Annotated in this window: 15 protein-coding genes; 10 read left to right on the top strand and 5 right to left on the bottom strand. The window is 60.9% G+C overall.

Annotation, left to right across the window (positions count from 1 at the left end; all coding sequences use genetic code 11):
* Positions 1-108 precede the first annotated feature (108 nt).
* From mnmE to GSR16_RS19650, 6 genes are all read left to right on the top strand, one after another.
* Complete coding sequence (mnmE, locus tag GSR16_RS19675) at positions 109-1461, top strand: tRNA uridine-5-carboxymethylaminomethyl(34) synthesis GTPase MnmE (RefSeq protein WP_159880378.1); 1353 nt, start codon at positions 109-111, stop codon at positions 1459-1461.
* Positions 1462-1608: 147 nt separating this feature from the next.
* Complete coding sequence (locus GSR16_RS19670; RefSeq protein WP_159880376.1) at positions 1609-2733, top strand: sterol desaturase family protein; 1125 nt, start codon at positions 1609-1611, stop codon at positions 2731-2733.
* Between the two features lie 689 nt (positions 2734-3422).
* Positions 3423-4544 carry a Re/Si-specific NAD(P)(+) transhydrogenase subunit alpha gene (locus GSR16_RS19665; protein WP_159880374.1) on the top strand — a complete coding sequence of 374 codons (1122 nt, stop codon included), beginning with the start codon at positions 3423-3425 and terminating at the stop codon, positions 4542-4544.
* An 11-nt stretch (positions 4545-4555) separates the two neighbouring features.
* The gene (locus GSR16_RS19660) at positions 4556-4852 is read left to right on the top strand and encodes a proton-translocating transhydrogenase family protein (RefSeq protein WP_045848133.1); all 297 of its coding nucleotides are present in this window, start codon (positions 4556-4558) and stop codon (positions 4850-4852) included.
* A 9-nt stretch (positions 4853-4861) separates the two neighbouring features.
* On the top strand, positions 4862-6235 hold the full coding sequence (locus tag GSR16_RS19655; protein ID WP_159880372.1) for an NAD(P)(+) transhydrogenase (Re/Si-specific) subunit beta: 1374 nt from the start codon (positions 4862-4864) through the stop codon (positions 6233-6235).
* Between the two features lie 194 nt (positions 6236-6429).
* The gene (locus GSR16_RS19650; protein ID WP_159880370.1) at positions 6430-7101 is read left to right on the top strand and encodes an META and DUF4377 domain-containing protein; all 672 of its coding nucleotides are present in this window, start codon (positions 6430-6432) and stop codon (positions 7099-7101) included.
* A 65-nt stretch (positions 7102-7166) separates the two neighbouring features.
* Here GSR16_RS19650 and GSR16_RS19645 read toward each other — a convergent pair whose 3' ends face one another.
* The 4 genes from GSR16_RS19645 to hemC are packed head-to-tail and all read right to left on the bottom strand — an operon-like array spanning position 7167 to position 11064.
* Complete coding sequence (locus GSR16_RS19645) at positions 7167-8375, bottom strand: heme biosynthesis HemY N-terminal domain-containing protein (protein ID WP_159880368.1); 1209 nt, start codon at positions 8373-8375, stop codon at positions 7167-7169.
* Positions 8376-8378: 3 nt separating this feature from the next.
* Positions 8379-9401 (bottom strand): uroporphyrinogen-III C-methyltransferase, encoded by a 1023-nt coding sequence (locus tag GSR16_RS19640; protein WP_159880366.1) that lies wholly within the window; start codon positions 9399-9401, stop codon positions 8379-8381.
* The gene (locus tag GSR16_RS19635) at positions 9398-10138 is read right to left on the bottom strand and encodes a uroporphyrinogen-III synthase (protein WP_159880364.1); all 741 of its coding nucleotides are present in this window, start codon (positions 10136-10138) and stop codon (positions 9398-9400) included. Before GSR16_RS19635 ends, GSR16_RS19640 begins: the two co-directional genes overlap by 4 nt.
* Positions 10135-11064 carry a hydroxymethylbilane synthase gene (hemC, locus tag GSR16_RS19630; RefSeq protein ID WP_159880362.1) on the bottom strand — a complete coding sequence of 310 codons (930 nt, stop codon included), beginning with the start codon at positions 11062-11064 and terminating at the stop codon, positions 10135-10137. The genes GSR16_RS19635 and hemC overlap by 4 nt, the downstream gene beginning before the upstream one ends.
* 348 nt (positions 11065-11412) lie before the next feature.
* Between hemC and ppc the strand changes: the two genes are divergently transcribed.
* Positions 11413-14112: a phosphoenolpyruvate carboxylase gene (gene ppc / locus GSR16_RS19625; protein ID WP_159880360.1), complete on the top strand. Its 2700-nt coding sequence runs from the start codon at positions 11413-11415 to the stop codon at positions 14110-14112.
* A gap of 93 nt (positions 14113-14205) precedes the next feature.
* Here ppc and GSR16_RS19620 read toward each other — a convergent pair whose 3' ends face one another.
* Positions 14206-15927, bottom strand: a complete 1722-nt coding sequence (locus tag GSR16_RS19620; RefSeq protein ID WP_159880358.1) for a thiamine pyrophosphate-dependent enzyme — start codon at positions 15925-15927, stop codon at positions 14206-14208.
* A gap of 389 nt (positions 15928-16316) precedes the next feature.
* Between GSR16_RS19620 and GSR16_RS19615 the strand changes: the two genes are divergently transcribed.
* The 3 genes from GSR16_RS19615 to GSR16_RS19605 are packed head-to-tail and all read left to right on the top strand — an operon-like array spanning position 16317 to position 19265.
* The gene (locus tag GSR16_RS19615; RefSeq protein WP_159880356.1) at positions 16317-17093 is read left to right on the top strand and encodes a gluconate 2-dehydrogenase subunit 3 family protein; all 777 of its coding nucleotides are present in this window, start codon (positions 16317-16319) and stop codon (positions 17091-17093) included.
* A 9-nt stretch (positions 17094-17102) separates the two neighbouring features.
* A complete protein-coding gene (locus GSR16_RS19610) occupies positions 17103-18860 on the top strand; it encodes a GMC family oxidoreductase (RefSeq protein WP_159880354.1) in 1758 nt (585 codons plus the stop codon).
* 54 nt (positions 18861-18914) lie between these two features.
* Positions 18915-19265 (top strand): c-type cytochrome, encoded by a 351-nt coding sequence (locus GSR16_RS19605; RefSeq protein WP_159880352.1) that lies wholly within the window; start codon positions 18915-18917, stop codon positions 19263-19265.
* The last annotated feature ends 75 nt before the right edge of the window (positions 19266-19340 follow it).

The raw sequence follows: 19340 nt of genomic DNA, 5'->3' as shown, positions 1-19340 counted from the left end.
GGGCTTTTTTCCTGATACAGTAAAAAATCAGCGCAAGCTGACCCAAGCAGCTGTCGCCACCGGTGCAGCGGCTGCTTCGGCCAGCCTGTCAGCAGCAAGGAAACCGCCATGCATACCGCTTACGCTCCCGTCACCATCTGTGCCATTGCCACCGCTCCCGGTCGCGGTGGCGTGGGCGTCATCCGCGTTTCCGGGCGTGAGCTGCTGCCCTTTGCTGCGGCACTGAGCGGCGGCAAGCAACCCAAGCCGCGCTACGCGACGTATACCGATTTCTACGCGGCAGATGGCGAGGCTATCGACAACGGCCTGCTGCTGTACTTCCCCGGCCCGAACAGCTTTACCGGCGAGGACGTGCTGGAGCTGCAAGGTCATGGCGGGCCGGTGGTGCTCAACATGCTGCTGACCCGCTGCCTGCAGCTGGGTGCACGGCTGGCCGAGCCGGGCGAATTCTCCAAGCGCGCCTTCCTCAACGACAAGATGGACCTGGCCCAGGCCGAAAGCGTGGCCGACCTGATTGATGCTTCCAGCGAAACCGCTGCCCGCAGCGCGCTCAAATCGCTGAAAGGCGCGTTCTCCAATGAAATCCACGTGCTGGTGGATGAGCTGATCACCCTGCGCATGCTGGTGGAAGCCACGCTGGACTTTCCGGAAGAGGAAATCGACTTCCTCAAGCAGGCCGATGCACTGGGCAAGCTGCAAACCCTGCGTCAGCGCCTGCAACAGGTGCAGGCCACCGCACGGCAAGGTGCCATCCTGCGCGAAGGCATGCACGTGGTACTGGTGGGTCAGCCCAATGTGGGCAAATCCAGCCTGATGAATGCGCTGGCAGGGGACGATATCGCCATCGTCACCGATATTGCCGGCACCACCCGTGATACCGTGCGCGAGGAAATCGTCATCGACGGTGTGCCGGTGCATATCATCGACACCGCCGGCCTGCGCGATACCGATGACGTGGTGGAGAAGATCGGCATCGAACGCACCTGGCAGGCGGTGGAGCGCGCCGATGTGGCGCTGGTGCTGGTGGACAGCCGCGAAGGCGTGACCGCCGAAGTGGAAGCCATTCTGGAGCGCATCCCGCCGCAGTTGCCGCGCCTGTTCATCTACAACAAGGCCGATCTGAGCGGCGAAAGCATCGGCATGGCTGAAGAAGATGGCCGCAGCGTGCTGCGCCTGTCCGCCCGCACCCATGCCGGTGTTGACCTGCTGAAAGCGCGGCTGCTGGAGCTGATTGGCTATAGCGGTGCCAGCGAAGGCGTGTTCCTGGCGCGCGAGCGTCATCTGGATGCCATCCGCCGTGCTGCCGAGCATATGGAGCTGGCGCATACCGACTGGGAAATGGTGGAAATCTTCGCCGAAGAGCTGCGATTGGCACAGAACGCGCTGTCGGAAATTACCGGCCAGTTCACCCCGGACGACCTGCTGGGGGTCATCTTCAGCCGCTTCTGCATCGGCAAGTAACACCTGCCAGCCGCTTCTCCCGGCCAGGCTGCCAGCAGCTTGGCGCTTGGCGCAACAAAATTCCAACAATCTTCCGCCTGGCTTTGCTGTACCGTTGGGTACTGGCACTTCTCCTGCCGTTTTGCCATGTCTTGCGGATCAAGTCTGATGGAACAAATCACCGTATACGCCTTCCCGGTTTTCCTGCTGCTGATGCTGGTGGAAATCGGCTACGGCCTGGCCATTGGCCGCAATACCTATCGCCTGAGTGACGCGCTGGCCAGCCTGAGCCAGGGTTTGCTCAGCCAGCTGGTGGCCAGTGTCAGCATGTTGTTCCAGATCGGCCTGTATGCGCTGGTGTGGCGACATCTTGCCCTGCTTCCACATGTTGCGCTGTGGGCAACGCCATGGGGCTGGCTGCTGGCCATCGTGATGTTCGACTTCTGTGATTACTGGCTGCACCGTGTCGGCCATGAAAGCGCGGTATTCTGGGCGGCACATGCCGTGCATCACCAGAGCCAGCATTTCAATCTATCCACCGCCTTGCGGCAGGAAAGCACGGTGGCGTTTCTGGGCTGGCCGTTCTATCTGCCCATGGCCTTGCTGGGGGTGCCGCCGGCCCAGTTTGCCTTGGCCGGGCTGATCGTGCTGCTGTATCAGTTCTGGATTCATACCGAGCATATCGGCAAGCTGGGCTGGTTCGACAAGGTGTTTTCCTCGCCATCCAACCACCGGGTGCATCATGCGGTGAACGACCAGTATCTGGACAAGAATTACGGAGGAATGCTCATCATCTGGGACCGCTTGTTCGGCACCTTCATCGAAGAGGATGAAGCCCCGGTGTACGGCACCCGCACACCGCTTAACAGCTGGAACCCACTGTGGGCAGTAGCCTCCGGCTATGCACCATTGTGGCAGTTGGCACGGCGTGCACCGCGCTGGCAGGACAAATTGAAGGTGTGGTTCAAGGCACCGGGCTGGTTGCCATATGGCCTTGGCGATAACAGCCCTGCATTTGATTTGCAGCGTGCACGAAAGCGTTACAACCCACTGCTGACACGTGTGGCCATGCTGACGGCACTCTGGCAGTTTGTATTGCAGACTGTCGTTGCAGCAGCCTTTTTGTGGCAGAGCGATGCGCTGTCTCCTCTTCTGCTGTGGGGCTTTGTCTTGTTGCAGCTGGCTGGCCTGGTCGGACTGGGGCGGCTGTTACAGCGCGAGTGTTCAGCTCTGCACCTGTTGCTGCTGGATGCGCTACTGCTATTGCTGGGTATCGTTGTGTATTACGCTTGAGTACGCTAGCTGTCGCTTTTATGCGGCAGTTTCACATCTATATTTTCCCGCTGACCGTGATGCTGCTCGGGCTATCACGGTCAGCGGGATTGTCATTTTATCTGCATTGAAATTCATAATATTCTTATATTTGGCGGGGTGTGTGGATCCCCAAGTCCGCCCATGTCGCCTGCCGAGGCTGTTCTGGCGGTAGCTGACAAGCGGCTTTGCACAATGGTGCAATGCACGATAAGCCGGTTGTCACCTGGCATCCTCCTTTGCTTACACGGATAATTCATTTTTGTTTACAGCACCTTGGTGTTAATGGTTAACCCTGCTTTACAAGCTGGCTGGCGAACCGTTAGTGTCTTCCGACGAGGTGCTTTCCCATGCTCGGCACTGCTCTTGCCTGTACTTATATCGGTCTGCCAACTGGCTGGCGGATGGTGCAGGGCGGGAGATGGTGATGCTGACGCCCTGCCGGTACCTGCTCCTGTTTTGCAGTGATCCTGCCTGGAGACCCTGCCGTGTTGACCAGATTGTCAGACGGTATATGGTAGGCAAATGTCGCAATTGTGTAAAAACATTGCGCAAAATCAACATTCATGGTTTTAATATAATTCAAACGCTCGTTCGAAAATTGCCTCGCACGGGCGTTCACTATCTTTATTTTTTGTTTTTGTCATTTCACATTGCAGGAGATTCACACCATGCAGATCGCTATTCCGGCTGAAAAGCTGGCTGGTGAAAAACGCGTGGCCGCAACGCCGGAAACGGTGAAAAAGCTGGTTGCCATGGGTCACGCCGTGGTGGTCGAGCAGGGAGCCGGGCAGTTTGCCGCCGCTCCCGATGCGGCTTACGTTGATGTCGGGGCCAGCATTGCCCCGGATCGTGCCCAGGCGCTGTCCCAGGCCGATATCGTGCTGACCGTGCGTCCGCTGGACGAAGCCGGCATTGCCGAGCTGAAAACCGGCGCGGTGCTGATCGGCCAGCTGGCCCCGTACCAGAACAGCACCTTCCCGCAACTGGCAGCGCGCAAGGTATCCGCCTTTGCCATGGAGCTGCTGCCGCGTACCACACGCGCGCAGAGCATGGACGTGCTGTCCAGCCAGAACAACATCGCCGGTTACAAGGCGGTGCTGCTGGCCACCCATTACTACCCGCGCTTCATGCCCATGTTGATGACGGCTGCCGGTACGGTTAAACCGGCCAAGGTGCTGATCATGGGCGTTGGTGTGGCCGGCTTGCAGGCCATTGCCACCGCCAAGCGGCTGGGTGCGGTGGTGGAAGCCACCGACGTGCGTCCTTCCACCAAGGAGCAGGTGGAATCGCTGGGCGGCAAGTTCATCGAAGTGCCGATGAGCGCTGAAGAAAAAGCCGCCAGCGATGGTGTGTACGCCAAGGAAATGTCGGACGACTACAAACGTCGTCAGGCCGAACTGGTGAGCAAGCACGCCCGCGCCGCCGACATCATCATCACCACCGCGCTGATTCCGGGCAAGAAGGCCCCGACGCTGATCAGCGCCGACATCGTGGCCGCAATGAAGCCGGGCTCGGTGATCATCGATATCGCCGCGGAAGCCGGTGGCAACTGTGAACGCACCCAGCCCGGTGAAGTGGTGGTGACTGACAACCACGTCACCGTGGTGGGCCAGTTCAACCTGCCGGGCGAACTGGCGGCGGATGCCTCCAGCCTGTATGCCAAGAACCTGCTGACCTTCCTGTCGCTGATGCTGAGCAAGGAAGGTTTCACCCTCAATCTGGAAGACGACCTGCTGGCGGCCACCCTGGTGACCCACGACGGCCAGGTGCGTTTCCCGGCGGCCAACTAAGGAGAACAAAGATGGTCGATCCCTTTATCGCCAGCCTTACCGTCTTCGTGCTGGCCGTGTTTGTCGGCTACCACGTGGTATGGAACGTCACCCCGGCGCTGCATACCCCGCTGATGGCGGTGACCAATGCCATTTCCGGCATCATCATCGTCGGCGCCATGCTGCAGGTGGTGGACATCAACGGTTCCGAAATCACCCTCACCTCGGTGCTGGGTACCATCGGCATCTTCCTGGCCAGTATCAACATCTTCGGCGGCTTCATGGTCACCCAGCGCATGCTGGACATGTTCAAGAAGAAGAAAAAGTAAGGAAGAACCATGGCTAATATTTCTGCAGTACTTTATCTGGTGGCGGCCGTGCTGTTCATCCTGGCGCTCAAGGGGCTGTCCAGCCCGGTGACGGCGCTGCGCGGCAACAAGTTCGGCATCATCGGCATGATCATTGCCGTGGGCACCACCTTCATCATCATGGACAAGCCGGTGCTGGGGCTGATTGCCGCGGCCATTGTGGCCGGTGCCGTGATTGGCGGCTGGAAGGCCAAAACGGTAGAAATGACCGGCATGCCGGAGCTGGTGGCCGCCATGCACTCGCTGGTGGGCCTGTCCGCGGTGCTGATTGCCGTGGCTGCCATTTTCCATAGCGGTGTGGAACACACCCCGGTGCAGAAGGTGGAACTGTTCATTGGCGCGTTTATTGGTGCCATTACCTTCACCGCCTCGGTGATTGCCTATGGCAAGCTGTCCGGCCGCTTTGGCTCCAAGGCCGTCAACTTCAGTGGTCAGCATCTGCTGAATCTGGTGCTGGCGCTGGCCATGGTGGGCTTCGGCATTGCCTACTTCGTCACCGACAGCCATGCGGCCTTCCTGGCGATGGTGGCCATTGCGCTGGTGCTGGGTGTGACGCTGATCATCCCCATCGGTGGTGCCGACATGCCGGTGGTGGTGTCCATGCTCAACTCCTACTCTGGCTGGGCGGCAGCGGGTATCGGCTTCACGCTTAACAACCCGGTGCTGATCATTGCTGGTGCCTGCGTGGGTTCGTCCGGTGCCATCCTGTCCTACATCATGTGCAAGGCGATGAACCGTTCTATCGTCTCGGTGTTGCTGGGTGGTTTTGGTGCGGAGTCGGGTGGTGCCGGCCCGGCTGGTGATAGCGGCCCGAAGAACTACAAGTCCGGTTCCGCTGAAGACGCAGCCTTCCTGATGAGCAATGCCGACAGCGTGGTGATCGTACCGGGTTATGGCCTGGCGGTATCGCGCGCCCAGCATGCCTTGCAGGAGTTTGCCGAGTTGCTGCACGAGAAGGGCGTCACCGTACGCTACGCCATTCACCCGGTGGCTGGCCGTATGCCGGGCCATATGAACGTGCTGCTGGCGGAAGCCGAAGTGCCGTACGAACAGGTACTGGAGATGGAAGAGATCAACTCTGACTTCAACAATACCGACGTGGTGCTGGTGATTGGTGCCAACGATGTGGTGAACCCGGCCGCGCAGAAGGATAAGTCCAGCCCCATCTACGGCATGCCGATTCTGGAAGCGCACAAGGCGCGTACCGTGATCGTGGTTAAGCGTTCGATGAGCGTGGGCTATGCCGGCCTCGACAACGAGCTGTTCTACATGGACAAGACCATGATGGTGTTTGGCGATGCCAAGAAAGTGGTGGAAGACCTGGTGAAGGGTGTGGTGCATTAAGCACTGCCACCCACTGTGTCATCTCGTGCAACCCCGCCGTCCCGGCGGGGTTTTTCGTGTGTGGCCTGGCTTGCTGGCAGCGGGTTTTCCATGGCTGGCAAAACCGGCCCACGCCAATCCGCACATGCTGATCGGGAACTTTGGCCATCGTATTGCCTTCTTATATTAGTATTTGTTAATTAAAGGAGACTGCAATGTTCCGTCACACCACGCTACTTCTGGCTGTGCTGCTGTCTGCACTGGCCTGGGCACAGGCTGATCTGCCTGCTGGCGACTGGCAACTGGCATCCCCCAATGTAGCCACACCACTACCTACCCTGTCGGTGCGGGATGGCCGGGTAAGTGGCTTTGCCGGTTGCAACCGCTTTAGCGGCCAGCACAATGCGGCCGGCAAGCTGGTGTTGGCCAGTGCCCGCATGATGTGTGCTCCGGCGATGATGCAGACCGAGCAGGCTTATCTGGACTTTTTGTCCCAGCCCTTCACCAACAAAGTGGATAGCAAAACAGGTGAGCTGGTGCTGAACGGTAGCCGCGGGGAATACCGCTTTACTCGCCAGCCAGCCCCGGTTGTCAGCAAGCCGGTGGCTGCGGTGGAGCAGCCGCAGTATCTGTATGTCAGCAGCGTGCGCAAGAATTGCAGCGCGGGTGCCGGGCAGATGCAATGCCTGCAGGTGCGCAGCAGTGAAAACCAGCCCTGGCAGCTGTTCTATGGCGAAATCGTAGGCTTCAAGCCGCAGCCGGATACGGCTTACTACCTGAAGCTGCGTTATGAGGCGGTGAAAAACCCGCCGGCAGATGCATCACGTGTACGGACTGTTCTTGAGCGGGTGGTGTTCAGCGAAACCATTACGCGCTCCAGGCTGTAAGCATGTGGCCTGATAACAAGAAAAAAGCCCGCGTTTGCGGGCTTTTTTGTGAGAGAGAGCGGGCGTCAATCGCCCTTGGCCAGGGCCAGTTCCAGGCTGCGGTGATAATGTTGCGCGGCCTGTTCTTCCTTGCCGGTGGCTTCGAATAAACGCGCCAGCTCGGCATTGGCACACAGGGTGGGCTCGATAGAGTTGCTGGCTTCCAGATAGCTCTGCGCCTTGCCCCATAGTTGCTGGTTCATTGCCAGACGGCCCAGCGCCAGCAGCAGCATGTAGTCGCGCGGACGGGTTTTCAGCCAGCCTTCTGCACTGCGCATCAGCTCCAGACGTTTTTCCGGCGACAGGCGTTCTGCCAACTGGCCTAGTTCGCGCGCCAGTTCCGGCGTGGCCTGATCTTCGTCTGCCAGTGCTTCGGCCAGCAGGGTGGCGGCATAGTCGAAGTCTTCCAGTGCAATCAGCCGACTGACGATCTCGCTCACCAGCACCGGGTTGCGGCGTTCGGCCTCCGGAATGCGGCGCAGCCAGTCGCGTACTTCGCGGCTGCCGACAAAACCGGTCAGTTGCTGGCTGTAAGCCGCCAGGCGATAACGGCGCGCTTGCGAGGGTTCCAGTGCTTCGGCCTTGAGCAGTTTTTCGGTCAGCGCCAATACGGCATCAGGCTGGCGTTGCAGCAAGCGTACTTTCAGTTCCAGGCGCAGGGCGTTGGTGAGATTGGGCGACAGGGCACGGGCGCGTTCGATGGCTGCCAGTGCGCCCAGTGCGTCCTTGGCTTCCAGCTTCAGCTCGGCGTCCAGCATGTGGCGGGCCAGTTGCAGGCGTTCCGGCAGGGCATCCAGCTGTTGCAAGTACTGATCGCGCTTGTCCAGATCGCCGGTAGCGCCGGCAGAGCGGGCGGCCAGCAGCAGGGCCAGCGCACGGTTTTCTGCCGCGTACTCGTCCTCCATGGCCTTGAGCGCTTCACGTTCGGCTTTCTGGAAGCGGCCTTCAAAAAAGGCGATCCCCGCTTCGCGCAGGGCGTGGCGGGCAGCTTTCAGCTTTTTCTGGCGCTGGAAGCGCTTTACTTCGGCTGGCAGCCCGGCGGTGATACTGATGACGCGCATGACGGCATAGGCCAGCACGATCAGGGCCACGATGCCCAGCAGCAGCAGGTTGAATGACACTTCCATGCGCCACGGCGGCAGGAACAGGATGGCGTAGCCGGTATTCAGGGTGGAGGCCAGCCCCACCAGTACGGCCAGCGCAAACAGGCCGGTAATCCAGATGACGAATTTCACCGCTCAGTCTCCCTTGTTGCCTTGGGCGTCACGAACCGCCTTCAGGCTGGCGTTGAGGTCGGGCAGGGTGACAGACAGCGGTGCGGCCTTGAGTTCCTGCAAGGTGGCCAGCCATTGGCGGGTAGCCGGGGCAGCACCATCGAAATAGCGCTGCACATAGTCCTGGGCGGCGCTGATATCGGCAGTGAAGGTGGTGCCGTCACGCTGCAGTAGCGCCAGACGCGCATCCAGCAGGCGCATTTTCAGGTTTTCACGCAGGAAGAAGGACTGTTCGGGCGACAACAGCAGGGCCTCGGGCTTGTCCATGCGGCGGATGTGTACCAGTTCGCCCAGGCTCTGGCTGATATCGGCCACCAGGCGTTCCCAGAAGGGGGCGGTGTCCGCCACGCGCTTGGTGGTTTGCTTGTCTTGCAGGCGATGGGCATCCACTGCCAGCGGCATGCCGCTGCTGGACAGCATCAGCCGGTCCAGCTTCACGGTAAGGCCGACGCTGTCGAGAACGGGCAGGGCCTTGAGTTTTTCCAGGTCGGTGGCCACCGCTTTTTTGACGGCGATCAACTGCGGCTGGTCGAACTTGGACAGGCGTGCATCCACCATTTGCAGGGCGGAGATGGCAGCCGGGACATTGCCGGCCAGTTGCAGCTGTTGGCTGGCAATGGCGAGGGTGTGTTCCACCTCGGACAACAGCCAGTCGGAGCGGTTTTTGGTCAGCTCCTGGTACATGCCGTTCAGCGTGGCATATTGTCCGGCGGATTCGTTGACGCGGGTTTCCAGCACCGCCAGCTTGGCGTCGGTGGCGCGGGCCGCCGTCAGGGCCTGTTCGGTCAGGCCGCGCAGCTCCTTGGAGGCACCATTGCCTTCGGCAAGGCGGCCGGCCAGCTCCTGGCGGGCGGCAGTCAGCTCCTGCTGGGTGCTGTACAGCTGGTAGCCTGACAGGCCAAGGGCGGCCAGTGCCACCAGCAGTGCCAGGTTCAGCTGTTTCTTGCGGGCGGGACGGGGGGTGTCGACAGTCTGGGTTTCGCTCATGAGTGACGGCAGAACCATTCTCTGAGGCCGTTGACGAGCGCTTCGTCATCGGCCCGGGTTGTCACGATGCGTGTCGCGCCCAGTGCCTGCAATCGTTCGGCAATGCGCGGGTGCGGTACGCAATACAAAAGGCATTGTAACGTCACGGCTCTTGCCGGACCAGCCAGTCTGAACAATTGCTCCACCATTTCGCTGGAAGTGATCACCATGGCGTCGGGCGGGTCATTATCCAGCAAGCCCCAGTCCGGCGTGCCGTCCACCCGCTGGTAGACCTCGGCCAGGGTGACGCTGGCCCCGCGTGCGCGCAGGGTGTCGGCCAGCAGGGCGCGACCGCCAAGGCCACGCACGATCAGCCAGTGCTGGCCGCTGACATCGGCCAGCTGGGGCAGGGCCAGCAAGGCTTCGCTATCACTGCCGGCGGTGGGAAACAGGATGTCCTGCCCGCTGAGCCTGGCCAGGCGGCGTGCACTGGCCTGGCCCACGCAAGCCAGTCGGGCGTTGAGAGCTTGTTGTTGCAGTACCGGCCAGGCGATGTCGATGGCGCTGGGGCTGACAAAAAACAGCCAGTCCGCCAGTGCGGCTTGTTGTGGCAAGTGTGCCAGCGCATCAGGAAGAGGCTGGATATCCATCACCGGAAAGGGCTGCCCCTGCCAGCCGGCATCAGCCAAGCTTTGCAACAGCCGGCTGCTTTGCGCAGCCGGCCTGGCCACCAGGATGCGGTGGCCGGCTGCTGTCATGCCTGGTCTTTCAGCACGGCGTCGATCAGCGGCTTGGCACCATCGTCCAGCAGGCGCTTGGCCACGGCGCGACCCAGCGAGTCGGCATACTGGCGCGGCGCACTGGCGGTGGCGGTCAGCATGACCGAGCCATCCGGATGAGCAACAAATCCGCCCAGAGTGAGCACGTCATCGCTCAGGGTGGCAAAGGCGCCCAGCGGCACCTGGCAACTGCCGCCCAGTTCGCGGGCCAGTGCACGTTCTGCGCTGACACAGGCGTGGGTGTCCGGGTGGTTCAAGGGTTGCAACAGGGCCAGCATGTCGGCACGGTCGGCGCGGATTTCAATGCCCAGCGCACCTTGTCCGGCGGCCGGCAGGCTTTCGGACGGGGCGAGTTCTGCGCGAATCCGGTCGTGTAGTTCCAAGCGTTTGAGTCCGGCGGCGGCCAGAATGATGGCGTCGTACTCGCCTTCGTCCAGCTTGCGCAAGCGGGTTTGCACATTGCCGCGCAGCGGTTTGATCACCAGTTGCGGATAGCGGGCGCGCAGTTGTGATTCGCGGCGCAGGCTGGAGGTGCCCACCACGGCACCCGCCGGTAGTTCGGCAAGGCTGGAAAACGTGTTGGAGACAAAGGCATCGCGCGGGTCTTCGCGTTCGCAGATGGCGGCCAGGGCAAAGCCCTCCGGCAGCACCATCGGCACGTCCTTGATGGAGTGTACGGCGAGGTCGGCACGGCCTTCGGCCAGGGCAACTTCCAGCTCTTTCACGAACAGGCCCTTGCCGCCGATCTTGGACAGGGTCTTGTCCAGAATCTGGTCGCCCTGGGTGGTCATGCCCAGAATCTCGACGGTGAGGTGCGGGTACAGCGCTTGCAGACGGGCCTGGATGTGTTCGGCCTGCCACATGGCCAGGCGGCTTTCGCGGCTGGCGATGACGATCTTGTCCATGAATTGCGGTCCTGACGATGAATTTTCGCCCGATTCTAGCATGCAGTCATGGCTATGCCTGGAGTGGGATCAAGGAAAAACCATTTGTCGGTGGCAGTTGCAGGCAAGGGTGAACCCGCGTTGCTGTTGTGCACAAAATGTGCGAAAAAATTCAGGAAAATTCGGTAATGAACACACTACAGCTGTAATGCTGCCTATGATGGTTGCTCGGCAGTCTGTTGAAGCCAGGCACTTGCCTGCCTTGAACGGGTTGCATTTCCATCAAAAACAGGTCGTCTGTGCGATTCCGGTACTACACCCACCGCAAACGGATAAGTCGGCCAGACGATTCGACAAAGGAAACAGGACATGACGGAGCTGGACAAGGATCTTCCCCTACGTGCCGACCTGGCGCGGCTGGACCGCCTCTTGGGCGAAGTGTTGCATGCCCAGGAAGGACCGCAGGTATATCAGGAGGTAAAGGCCATTGCGGCACGTACCCCGGAGCAGCGCGCATTGCCGCTGCCGGATACCCTGTCGCCCAAGGCCACCACTGCCCTGGTGCGCGCTTGTGGCCTGTATGCGCAGTTGTTCAATATTGCGGAAGACCTGCACCACACCCGTCGTCGTCGCGCCCACCAGATTGCCGGCTCGCGCCCGCAGCAAGGCAGCCTGAACCGTGCGCTGGCACGGCTGAAAGAAGAAGGTGTCAGCTTTGCCCAGCTGTCCGACACCCTGCAGGACGCCTATGTCGGCGCCATCCTTACCGCCCACCCCACCGAAGTGCAGCGCCAGAGCGTGCTGGACGGCCACCGTGCGGTGCGCAAATTCCTCAGCCAGCTCGGCTCGCCCGACATTACGCCGGAAGAGGAAACCGAACTGGATGGCAAGCTCAAGCGGGTGATCCTGTCGCTGTGGCAGACCTCGGAAATCCGCCATTTCAAGCTGTCGGTGGAAGATGAAATCAAAAACGGCGTGGCCTACCACCCGATGACCTTCTTCTCCGCCCTGCCGCGGCTGTACGACCGTCTGGGCAAGGAAGTGACCGCCGCCTGGGGGCAAACGCCTACCCTGCCGCCCTTCATCCGCGTGGGCAGCTGGATTGGTGGCGACCGTGACGGCAACCCCAACGTTAACGCCACCGTGTTGCGCCATGCCTTCACCCTGCAAGCCACCCAGGCCTTCGAGCACTACCTGTCCGAGCTGGCATCGCTGTACCGCGAACTGTCCTTGTCCGAGCGCCATGTCAGCGTGAGCCCGGCCTTGCTGGCCCTGTCCGACCAGACCCCGGACAACAAGGAAAGCCGCGAGCAGGAACCCTATCGCCGTGCGCTGGCCACCATTGAAGCCCGTTTGCTGGGCAAGGCTGCCGAGCTGGGGCTGGCGGTGCGTGGCCGCTGGCCGGTGGCCGAAGCTTATCGTGATACCGCCGCCTTCCAGGCCGATCTTGCCATCGTGGCGGATTCGCTGATTGCCCATGGCAGCGACTTGCTGGCCGATGGCCGTCTGGCACGCCTGCGCCGCGCGGTGGAAGTGTTCGGCTTCTTCCTGATGCCGGTGGACCTGCGTCAGTTTGCCGGCATGCACGAAGCGGTGGTGAGCGAGCTGTTTTCCAGTGCCGGACTGGAACATTACCCGGCGCTGGACGAGGCCGCGCGCATCCGCGTATTGCTGCGCGAACTGGCCACCCCGCGCCTGCTGTACTCGCCGTATCAGCAGTACAGCGCCGATACCGAAAAAGAGCTGGCCATCTTCCGCGAAGCCGCGCTGATCCAGCAGCAGTTCGGCACCGAGGCCATCAGCCAGAGCATCATTTCCAACTGCGCTTCGGTCAGCGACATCCTGGCGCTGGCGCTGATCCTGAAGGAAACCGGCCTGATCCGGCTGGAAAACGGCCTGCCGGTATCCACCATCAACGTGGTGCCGCTGTTCGAAACCATTGCCGACCTGGTGGCTGCCACCGACATCATGGACACGCTGTTTGCGCTGCCGTGGTACCAGTTGCTGCTCAAGAGCCGCGGCATGCTGCAAGAAGTGATGCTGGGTTATTCCGACAGCAACAAGGACGGCGGCTATCTCACCAGCCAGTGGGAGCTGTACAAGGCGGAACAGCGTCTGGTGCAGAGCTTTGACAAGGCCGGGGTCAAACTGCGTCTGTTCCACGGCCGTGGCGGCTCGGTGGGCCGTGGCGGTGGCCCGTCCTTCGAGGCCATCATGGCGCAGCCGGCGGGCAGTGTGGCCGGGCGCATCCGCATTACCGAGCAGGGCGAGGTGATTGCCTCCAAGTATTCCGACCCCGACATCGGCACCCGCAACCTGGAAGCGCTGGTGGCCGCCACGCTGGAAGCCAGCCTCACCACCCACCCCAGCTGTGAGGCCGATGGTCCGGTGTTTGACGAGCTGTCCGAAGCCGCGTTCAAGGCCTATCGCCAGCTGGTGGAAACCGAAGGCTTCATGCAGTACTTCCTGGAAGCCACGCCGATCAATGCCATTGCCAAGCTCAACATCGGCAGCCGCCCGGCTTCACGCAAGAGCCTGGCATCCATCAAGGACCTGCGCGCCATTCCCTGGGTGTTCTCCTGGTCGCAATCGCGGGTGATGCTGCCCGGCTGGTTCGGTTTCGGCTCGGCTGTGGCCGGTTTCATTGCCCGCCATGGCGACGAAGGCCTGGCCCGTCTGCAAGGCTTGTATCGCACATCGCCCTTCTTCCAGGTGATTCTGTCCAATATGGAACAGGTGCTGGCCAAGGCCGACCTGGGCATTGCGCGCCGTTTTGCCGCGCTGGTGTCGGACCGGGCACTGGCTGACAAGCTGTTTGGCCAGATTGAGGCGGAATGGCAGAAGACCCACGATGCTTTCTTTGCCATCAGTGGCCAGACCAGCCTGCTGGAACAAAACCCCACCTTGCACCGCAGCCTGGAAACCCGCCTGCCGTATCTGGATGCGCTCAACCTGCTGCAGGCCGACCTGCTGCAGCGCCTGCGTGCCAATCCGGATGATGCCGAGGCCCTGTACGCCATTCACCTCACCATCAACGGTACGTCGGCTGGTTTGCGTAATAGCGGCTGATCCGGCCTCCAGCCTGCCGGCAGGAAAACCGTCACCCGAGGGTGGCGGTTTTTTGTTGCCTGCGTATTACCCAGGCATGCCGGAGAGGAGGTCTTAACGGCGCAGGAAATTGCTTTCGATCAGCTCTACTACCTCGCCGCCATGGCCGGACAAGATGGCCTTGGCCGAATACAGGGCGGTGTGCAGCACTTCTTCCGTGGTGACGGTGGGTGGCATGATCAGCTCGTACTGGTTCACCTTGACGTCCAGCAGCATCGGGCCGGGCTCGGCCAGCCATTGCACCACGGCCTCTGGCAGCTGGTCGGCATGCTCCACGCGCAGGCCCTTGAAGCCGACCGCCTCGGCCAGCTTGACCCAGTCCGGGTTGCGCAGGTCGGTAAAGCTGTTCATCAGGCCTTCCACTTTTTGTTCAATCTCGACAAAGTCCAGCGCACTGTTGTTGAGGATGACGATCTTGATGTCCAGCCCCTCTTGCACAATGGTGAGCAAATCCCCCATCAGCATGGACAGCCCGCCATCACCGCAGATGGCAATCACTTGGCGGTGCGGGAAGGCGTTCTTGATGCCCAGCGCCTCCGGCATGGCATTGGCCATGGTGCCGTGAATCAGGCTGGCCAGCGTACGGCGCTTGCCATTGGCGGTGGTGTGGCGCAGCAGCCAGACCATGGCGGTGCCGGAATCGCCCACCAGAAAGGCATCCTCCGCCGCCATTTCATCAATCAGTTTCACCAGGTATTGCGGGTGAATCAGGCCGTTGTGCCCCGGTTTTTCTTGTTCCGCCAGCCAGTGCAGTGATTTCTGATGCAGCTTCTGGCACTCCTGCAGGAAGTTGTCATCGTGCCGTTCCGGCAGACGCGGCAGCAGTTTTTGCAAGGTGGTGCGGATGTCGCCGACCGCACCCAGCTTCACCGGATGACGCCGCCCCAGGTGGGTGGCTTGATTGTCCACCTGCACGATGGTGGCGCGGTGCGGGTAGAACGATGTCCAGGCAAAATCCGCCCCCAGCAGCAACAGCGTGTCGCACTCCTGCGTGGCGTGATAGCCCGATTCGATGCCTAGCATGCCGGTCATGCCCACATTGAAAGGGTTGTCCGGTTCGATGAAATCCTTGGCCCGGCTGGTGTGCGCCACCGGGGCTTTGAGCCGGCGCGCCAGTTCCACGATTTCGTCATGGGCATCGGCGCAGCCGGATCCGCAATACAGTGCCAGCCGCTCGGAAGACAGCAACAGCTCGGCCATCTGGTCCAGCTCGCTATCGGATGGGGTACAGACCGGCTGCGGATGATGGGTAGAGAAGGGCAGGCCGGGTGGCACATGCTGGCCGGCAAGGTCGCCCGGCACGATCAGCACGGCCACGCCGCGCAGGTTGATGGCGGCCTGCGCCGCCTGTGCGGTGAGGCGCCTGGCTTGCGAGGGATGATAGAGCGTGGCGCAGAAATGGCTGCAGCTTTTGAAGATGGCGGCCAGATCCACCTCCTGCGGAAACTCCATACCCAGCTCGGTCAGTGCCACCTGAGTGGCAATCATCACGACGGGGGCACGATTGCGGTGTGCTTCCAGCAGGCCGTTGATGGTATGCAGGCTGCCCGGACCGCAGCTGCCGGCGCAGGCACTCAGCCCACCGGTCATATAGCTTTCCGCCCCGGCGGCCATGGCGGCGACCTCTTCGTGACGCACATGCACCCATTTGATCTTGCTGCCGCGGATGGCATCGGTAATGTGATTGAGGGTGTCACCGACAATGCCGTAGCAGTTTTTCACCCCGGCTTGTTGCAGGGTTTCGACGATGACTTCACCGACAGTCTGATGGCGCATGCTTGGGTTCTCCATGGATGGGGCTGGTCGGAAGGCGTGCTGCAACTGTGGTAACCGCGCTGCATAGCAAGCAGGCCAGCGGTGTGCTTGGCTGTTTGCTACAAGCCGAAGTTACTGTTTTGCATCTTTGTCCTTGCCGGCCTGCTCTGTCCCCGCCCGTTTTCTGGAGTTGGCTGCCGAAGAATTATTTGTTGTGCGTCATTTTTTCCCTTGTGCCAGCGAAATTTCCTTTTCCACCGTCGGCTCCCTTCAGCCCCTTGTTTTTGCCGTTGCCGGGCAATCATGCTCCAGCCAGTCAGCTCGACGGTTTCATATTGCTCGCCGGTTTCCGGTGAACAGACAGCCGGTAGAAGTGACACGCCGCTACAGGTAGCTACAGGAGCAAAGCCATGACCCACTCTGTCGATTCCTCCTCTCCCGATTTGGCCGGCAGTAGCCGCCGGCATTTTCTCAAACAGCTGGCGGCGGCATCCGGCAGCCTGCCACTGGGTCAGGTACTGGCCGGCGGTACGGCTGGTGCTTTGCTGTTGCAATCAGCCGATGCTGCAGCCGCCACATCCGGCAAGCCGGCCATCAACACCGTATATGGCTATGAAAGTTTTGGCCCGGACGAAGCGGCGTTTGTTGAAAGCATGCTCAACCTCATGTGTCCGGCGGACGCTCATACGCCAAATGGTGTCGATTGCGGGCTGGCCATCTATATCGACCGGCAGCTGGCCGGCAGTTTTGGTCAGGGTGCGCGACGCTATCAGGAAGGCCCGTTCCTGCAAGGGGCTCCCGAGTGCGGCCCGCAGTTGCCGTTGACGCCGGAACAGTATTTCAAGGCTGGCTTAGCAGAAGCAGATCGTGCGGCCCATCGGGCCTATGGCCAGTTGTTTGATGCGCTGACTCCAGTACAGGGCGAACAATTCCTGCAGCAGCTCGCTGCCGGTCAGGTGCCGGGTGAGCAGTTGGACCTGGCGCTATGGTTTAACAGCCTGGTGTATCCGCTGTTTACCGAAGCCTGTTTTGCCGATCCGCTCTACGGCGGAAATGTCGGCATGGTGTTCTGGAAAATGATTGGCTACCCCGGCCTGCCGGCCACCCATGCACTGGATGTGGTCCAGTATCTTGGCAAGCCCTATCCCGGTGCTGCCAACCCCAAATCCATTGCCGATTTCAGCTAGGGAGTCGCCATGAAAATACGTGCAAGCAAAACTGTGGTCATTGTGGGGGGCGGACTGACCGCCGGTCTGATTGCCCGCCAGCTGACGGCCAAAGGAGTGGATGTACTGGTGCTGGAGCGCGGCGGCGACCACAGCAAGGGACCGGAATCCAGCCTGCCCAACCAGCGTGACGAATTGCGCTGGGATGTTCGCCAGGGCTTGATTCAGGATTGGTCACGCGACACCTATACCTTGCGCCATCAGCAAGATCAGACGGCGCTGCCGGTACGCTGGATGGAATCCTTCCTGCCCGGGCAGGGGCTGGGTGGTGCCGGCAATCACTGGAACGGCCATTTGTGGCGCTGGGCGGAGTACGACCCGCAACTGCGCAGCCATTATCTGCATCGCTACGGCAAACAGGCGATTCCGGCGGACATGCCCTTGCAGGACTGGGGTGTCAGTTATGCCGAGCTGGAGCCGTACCACGATTTGTTCGAGAAACTGTTCGGGGTATCCGGGCAGGCCGGGAATATCGCTGGTCAGAAGCTGCCAGGCGGCAATCCCTTCGAAGCCCCGCGCAGCGGAACATATCCACAGGCCCCCTTGCATGTGCTGGAGTCCGGGCTGGTGTTCAAACAGGCTTGTGACAAACTGGGCTATCACCCTTTCCCGCAGGCAGCTGCCAATTCTTCAGGTGCGTATACCAACCCGGATGGGCAAAAACTGGGGCAATGCCAGTATTGCGGTCATTGCGAGCGTTTTATCTGCGAAGCCAATGCCAAGGGCTCGCCACAGATTTTGCTTTATCCCATGCTGCGCCAGCGCAAGAGCTTTGAAGTCCGGCTCAATACCCAGGTGCTGGGACTGCGCTATGACGCACCAGGCAAGCGGGCGACTGCGGTGCACTGCCTGGATCTGCTGACCGGCGAAGAGTACGAACAGCCTGCCGATGTAGTGGTGCTGGCGGCTTTCACCATGAGCAATACCCAGTTGCTGCTGCACAGCAAGATCGGCAAACCATATGATCCGGTCAGCAATACCGGGGTTGTGGGCAAAAACTTCTGCTACCAGGTCAATGCCGGCGTCAATCTGTTCTTCAAGGACAAATGGTTCAATCCCTTCCTGGCCAGTGGCAGCACCCAGATCGTCATCGACGATTTCAATAACGACAATTTCGACCATACCGGCCTGGGCTTTCTTGGCGGTGCCACCATACAGGCTTTCCAGTTCAGTGGCCGCCCCATCAAGGGGCGACGGGTGCCGGATGGTACTCCGCGCTGGGGTAGTGCCTGGAAACAGGCCAATGCCGACTGGTATGCCCACGCCATGTCGCTGGGCATTGAGGGTAGTTGTTATCCGCACCGTGGCAATTATCTGAGCCTGGATCCGAGCTATCGGGATGTCTATGGCCGCCCGCTGATCCGCATGACTTTTGATTACCGCGACAACGAACAGAAAATGGCCCGCTTCGTCAGCGGCAAGATGATGGAAATCGCCCGGCATTGCGGTGCGGACAAGGTTGGTAGCCTGCAAGGGCTGGTGACGCCGTTTGACAGCCGTATCTACCAGACCACCCATATCGTGGGCGGCACCATCATGGGCGAATCTGCGCATAACAGCGTGGTATCCCCCCGCCTGCAGCATTGGGATGCACATAACCTGTTTGTGGTGGGGGCATCGGTTTATCCGCATAACTCCGGTTACAACCCCACCGGGCCGCTAGGCGCGCTGGCATTGCGGCTGGGGGATGACCTGCTGCGCTATCTGCAGCGTCCTGGCCGCCTGTAATGCAGTCAGGCCGCCCGCATGGTGCGGCCTTTGTCTACTCCAAAGGAGATTCCCATGCGTACCATCCTGTTTGTTGCTGCCCTGCTGCCGGTGTCGGTATTTGCTGCCAGTCCGGCTACTGCGCCTGCTGCGTTTGCCCAGTGCGCTGCCTGTCACAGCGTAACCGGCAGCAATGGCGTCGGCCCCAGCCTGAAAGGCATCATGGGGCGTAAGGCGGGGAGTTTCCCCGGTTTTCGCTACAGCCGGGCGATGAAGACTTACGGCAAGAGCTGGGACAAGACCAATCTGGCTGCCTATCTGGCCAATCCGCAACAAGCAGTACCCGGTAATACCATGCCGTTTGCCGGGGTGCCGGATGCCAGCCAGCGAGCAGCAATTGTCAATTATCTGGCCACGCTCAAATAAGCCGACCAGTCGTCTTGCGGCAATCCACCACCGGCAGGTGGTGGGTTCTGCCGGACGAGCCTCTGCTTGCCGCGA

The sequence above is a fragment of the Aquitalea denitrificans genome (assembly GCF_009856625.1).
Classification (GTDB): Bacteria; Pseudomonadota; Gammaproteobacteria; order Burkholderiales; family Chromobacteriaceae; genus Aquitalea; species Aquitalea denitrificans.
The sequence above is the reverse complement of the archived record's forward strand: the minus strand, read 5'-3'. Positions and strand labels throughout refer to the sequence as shown.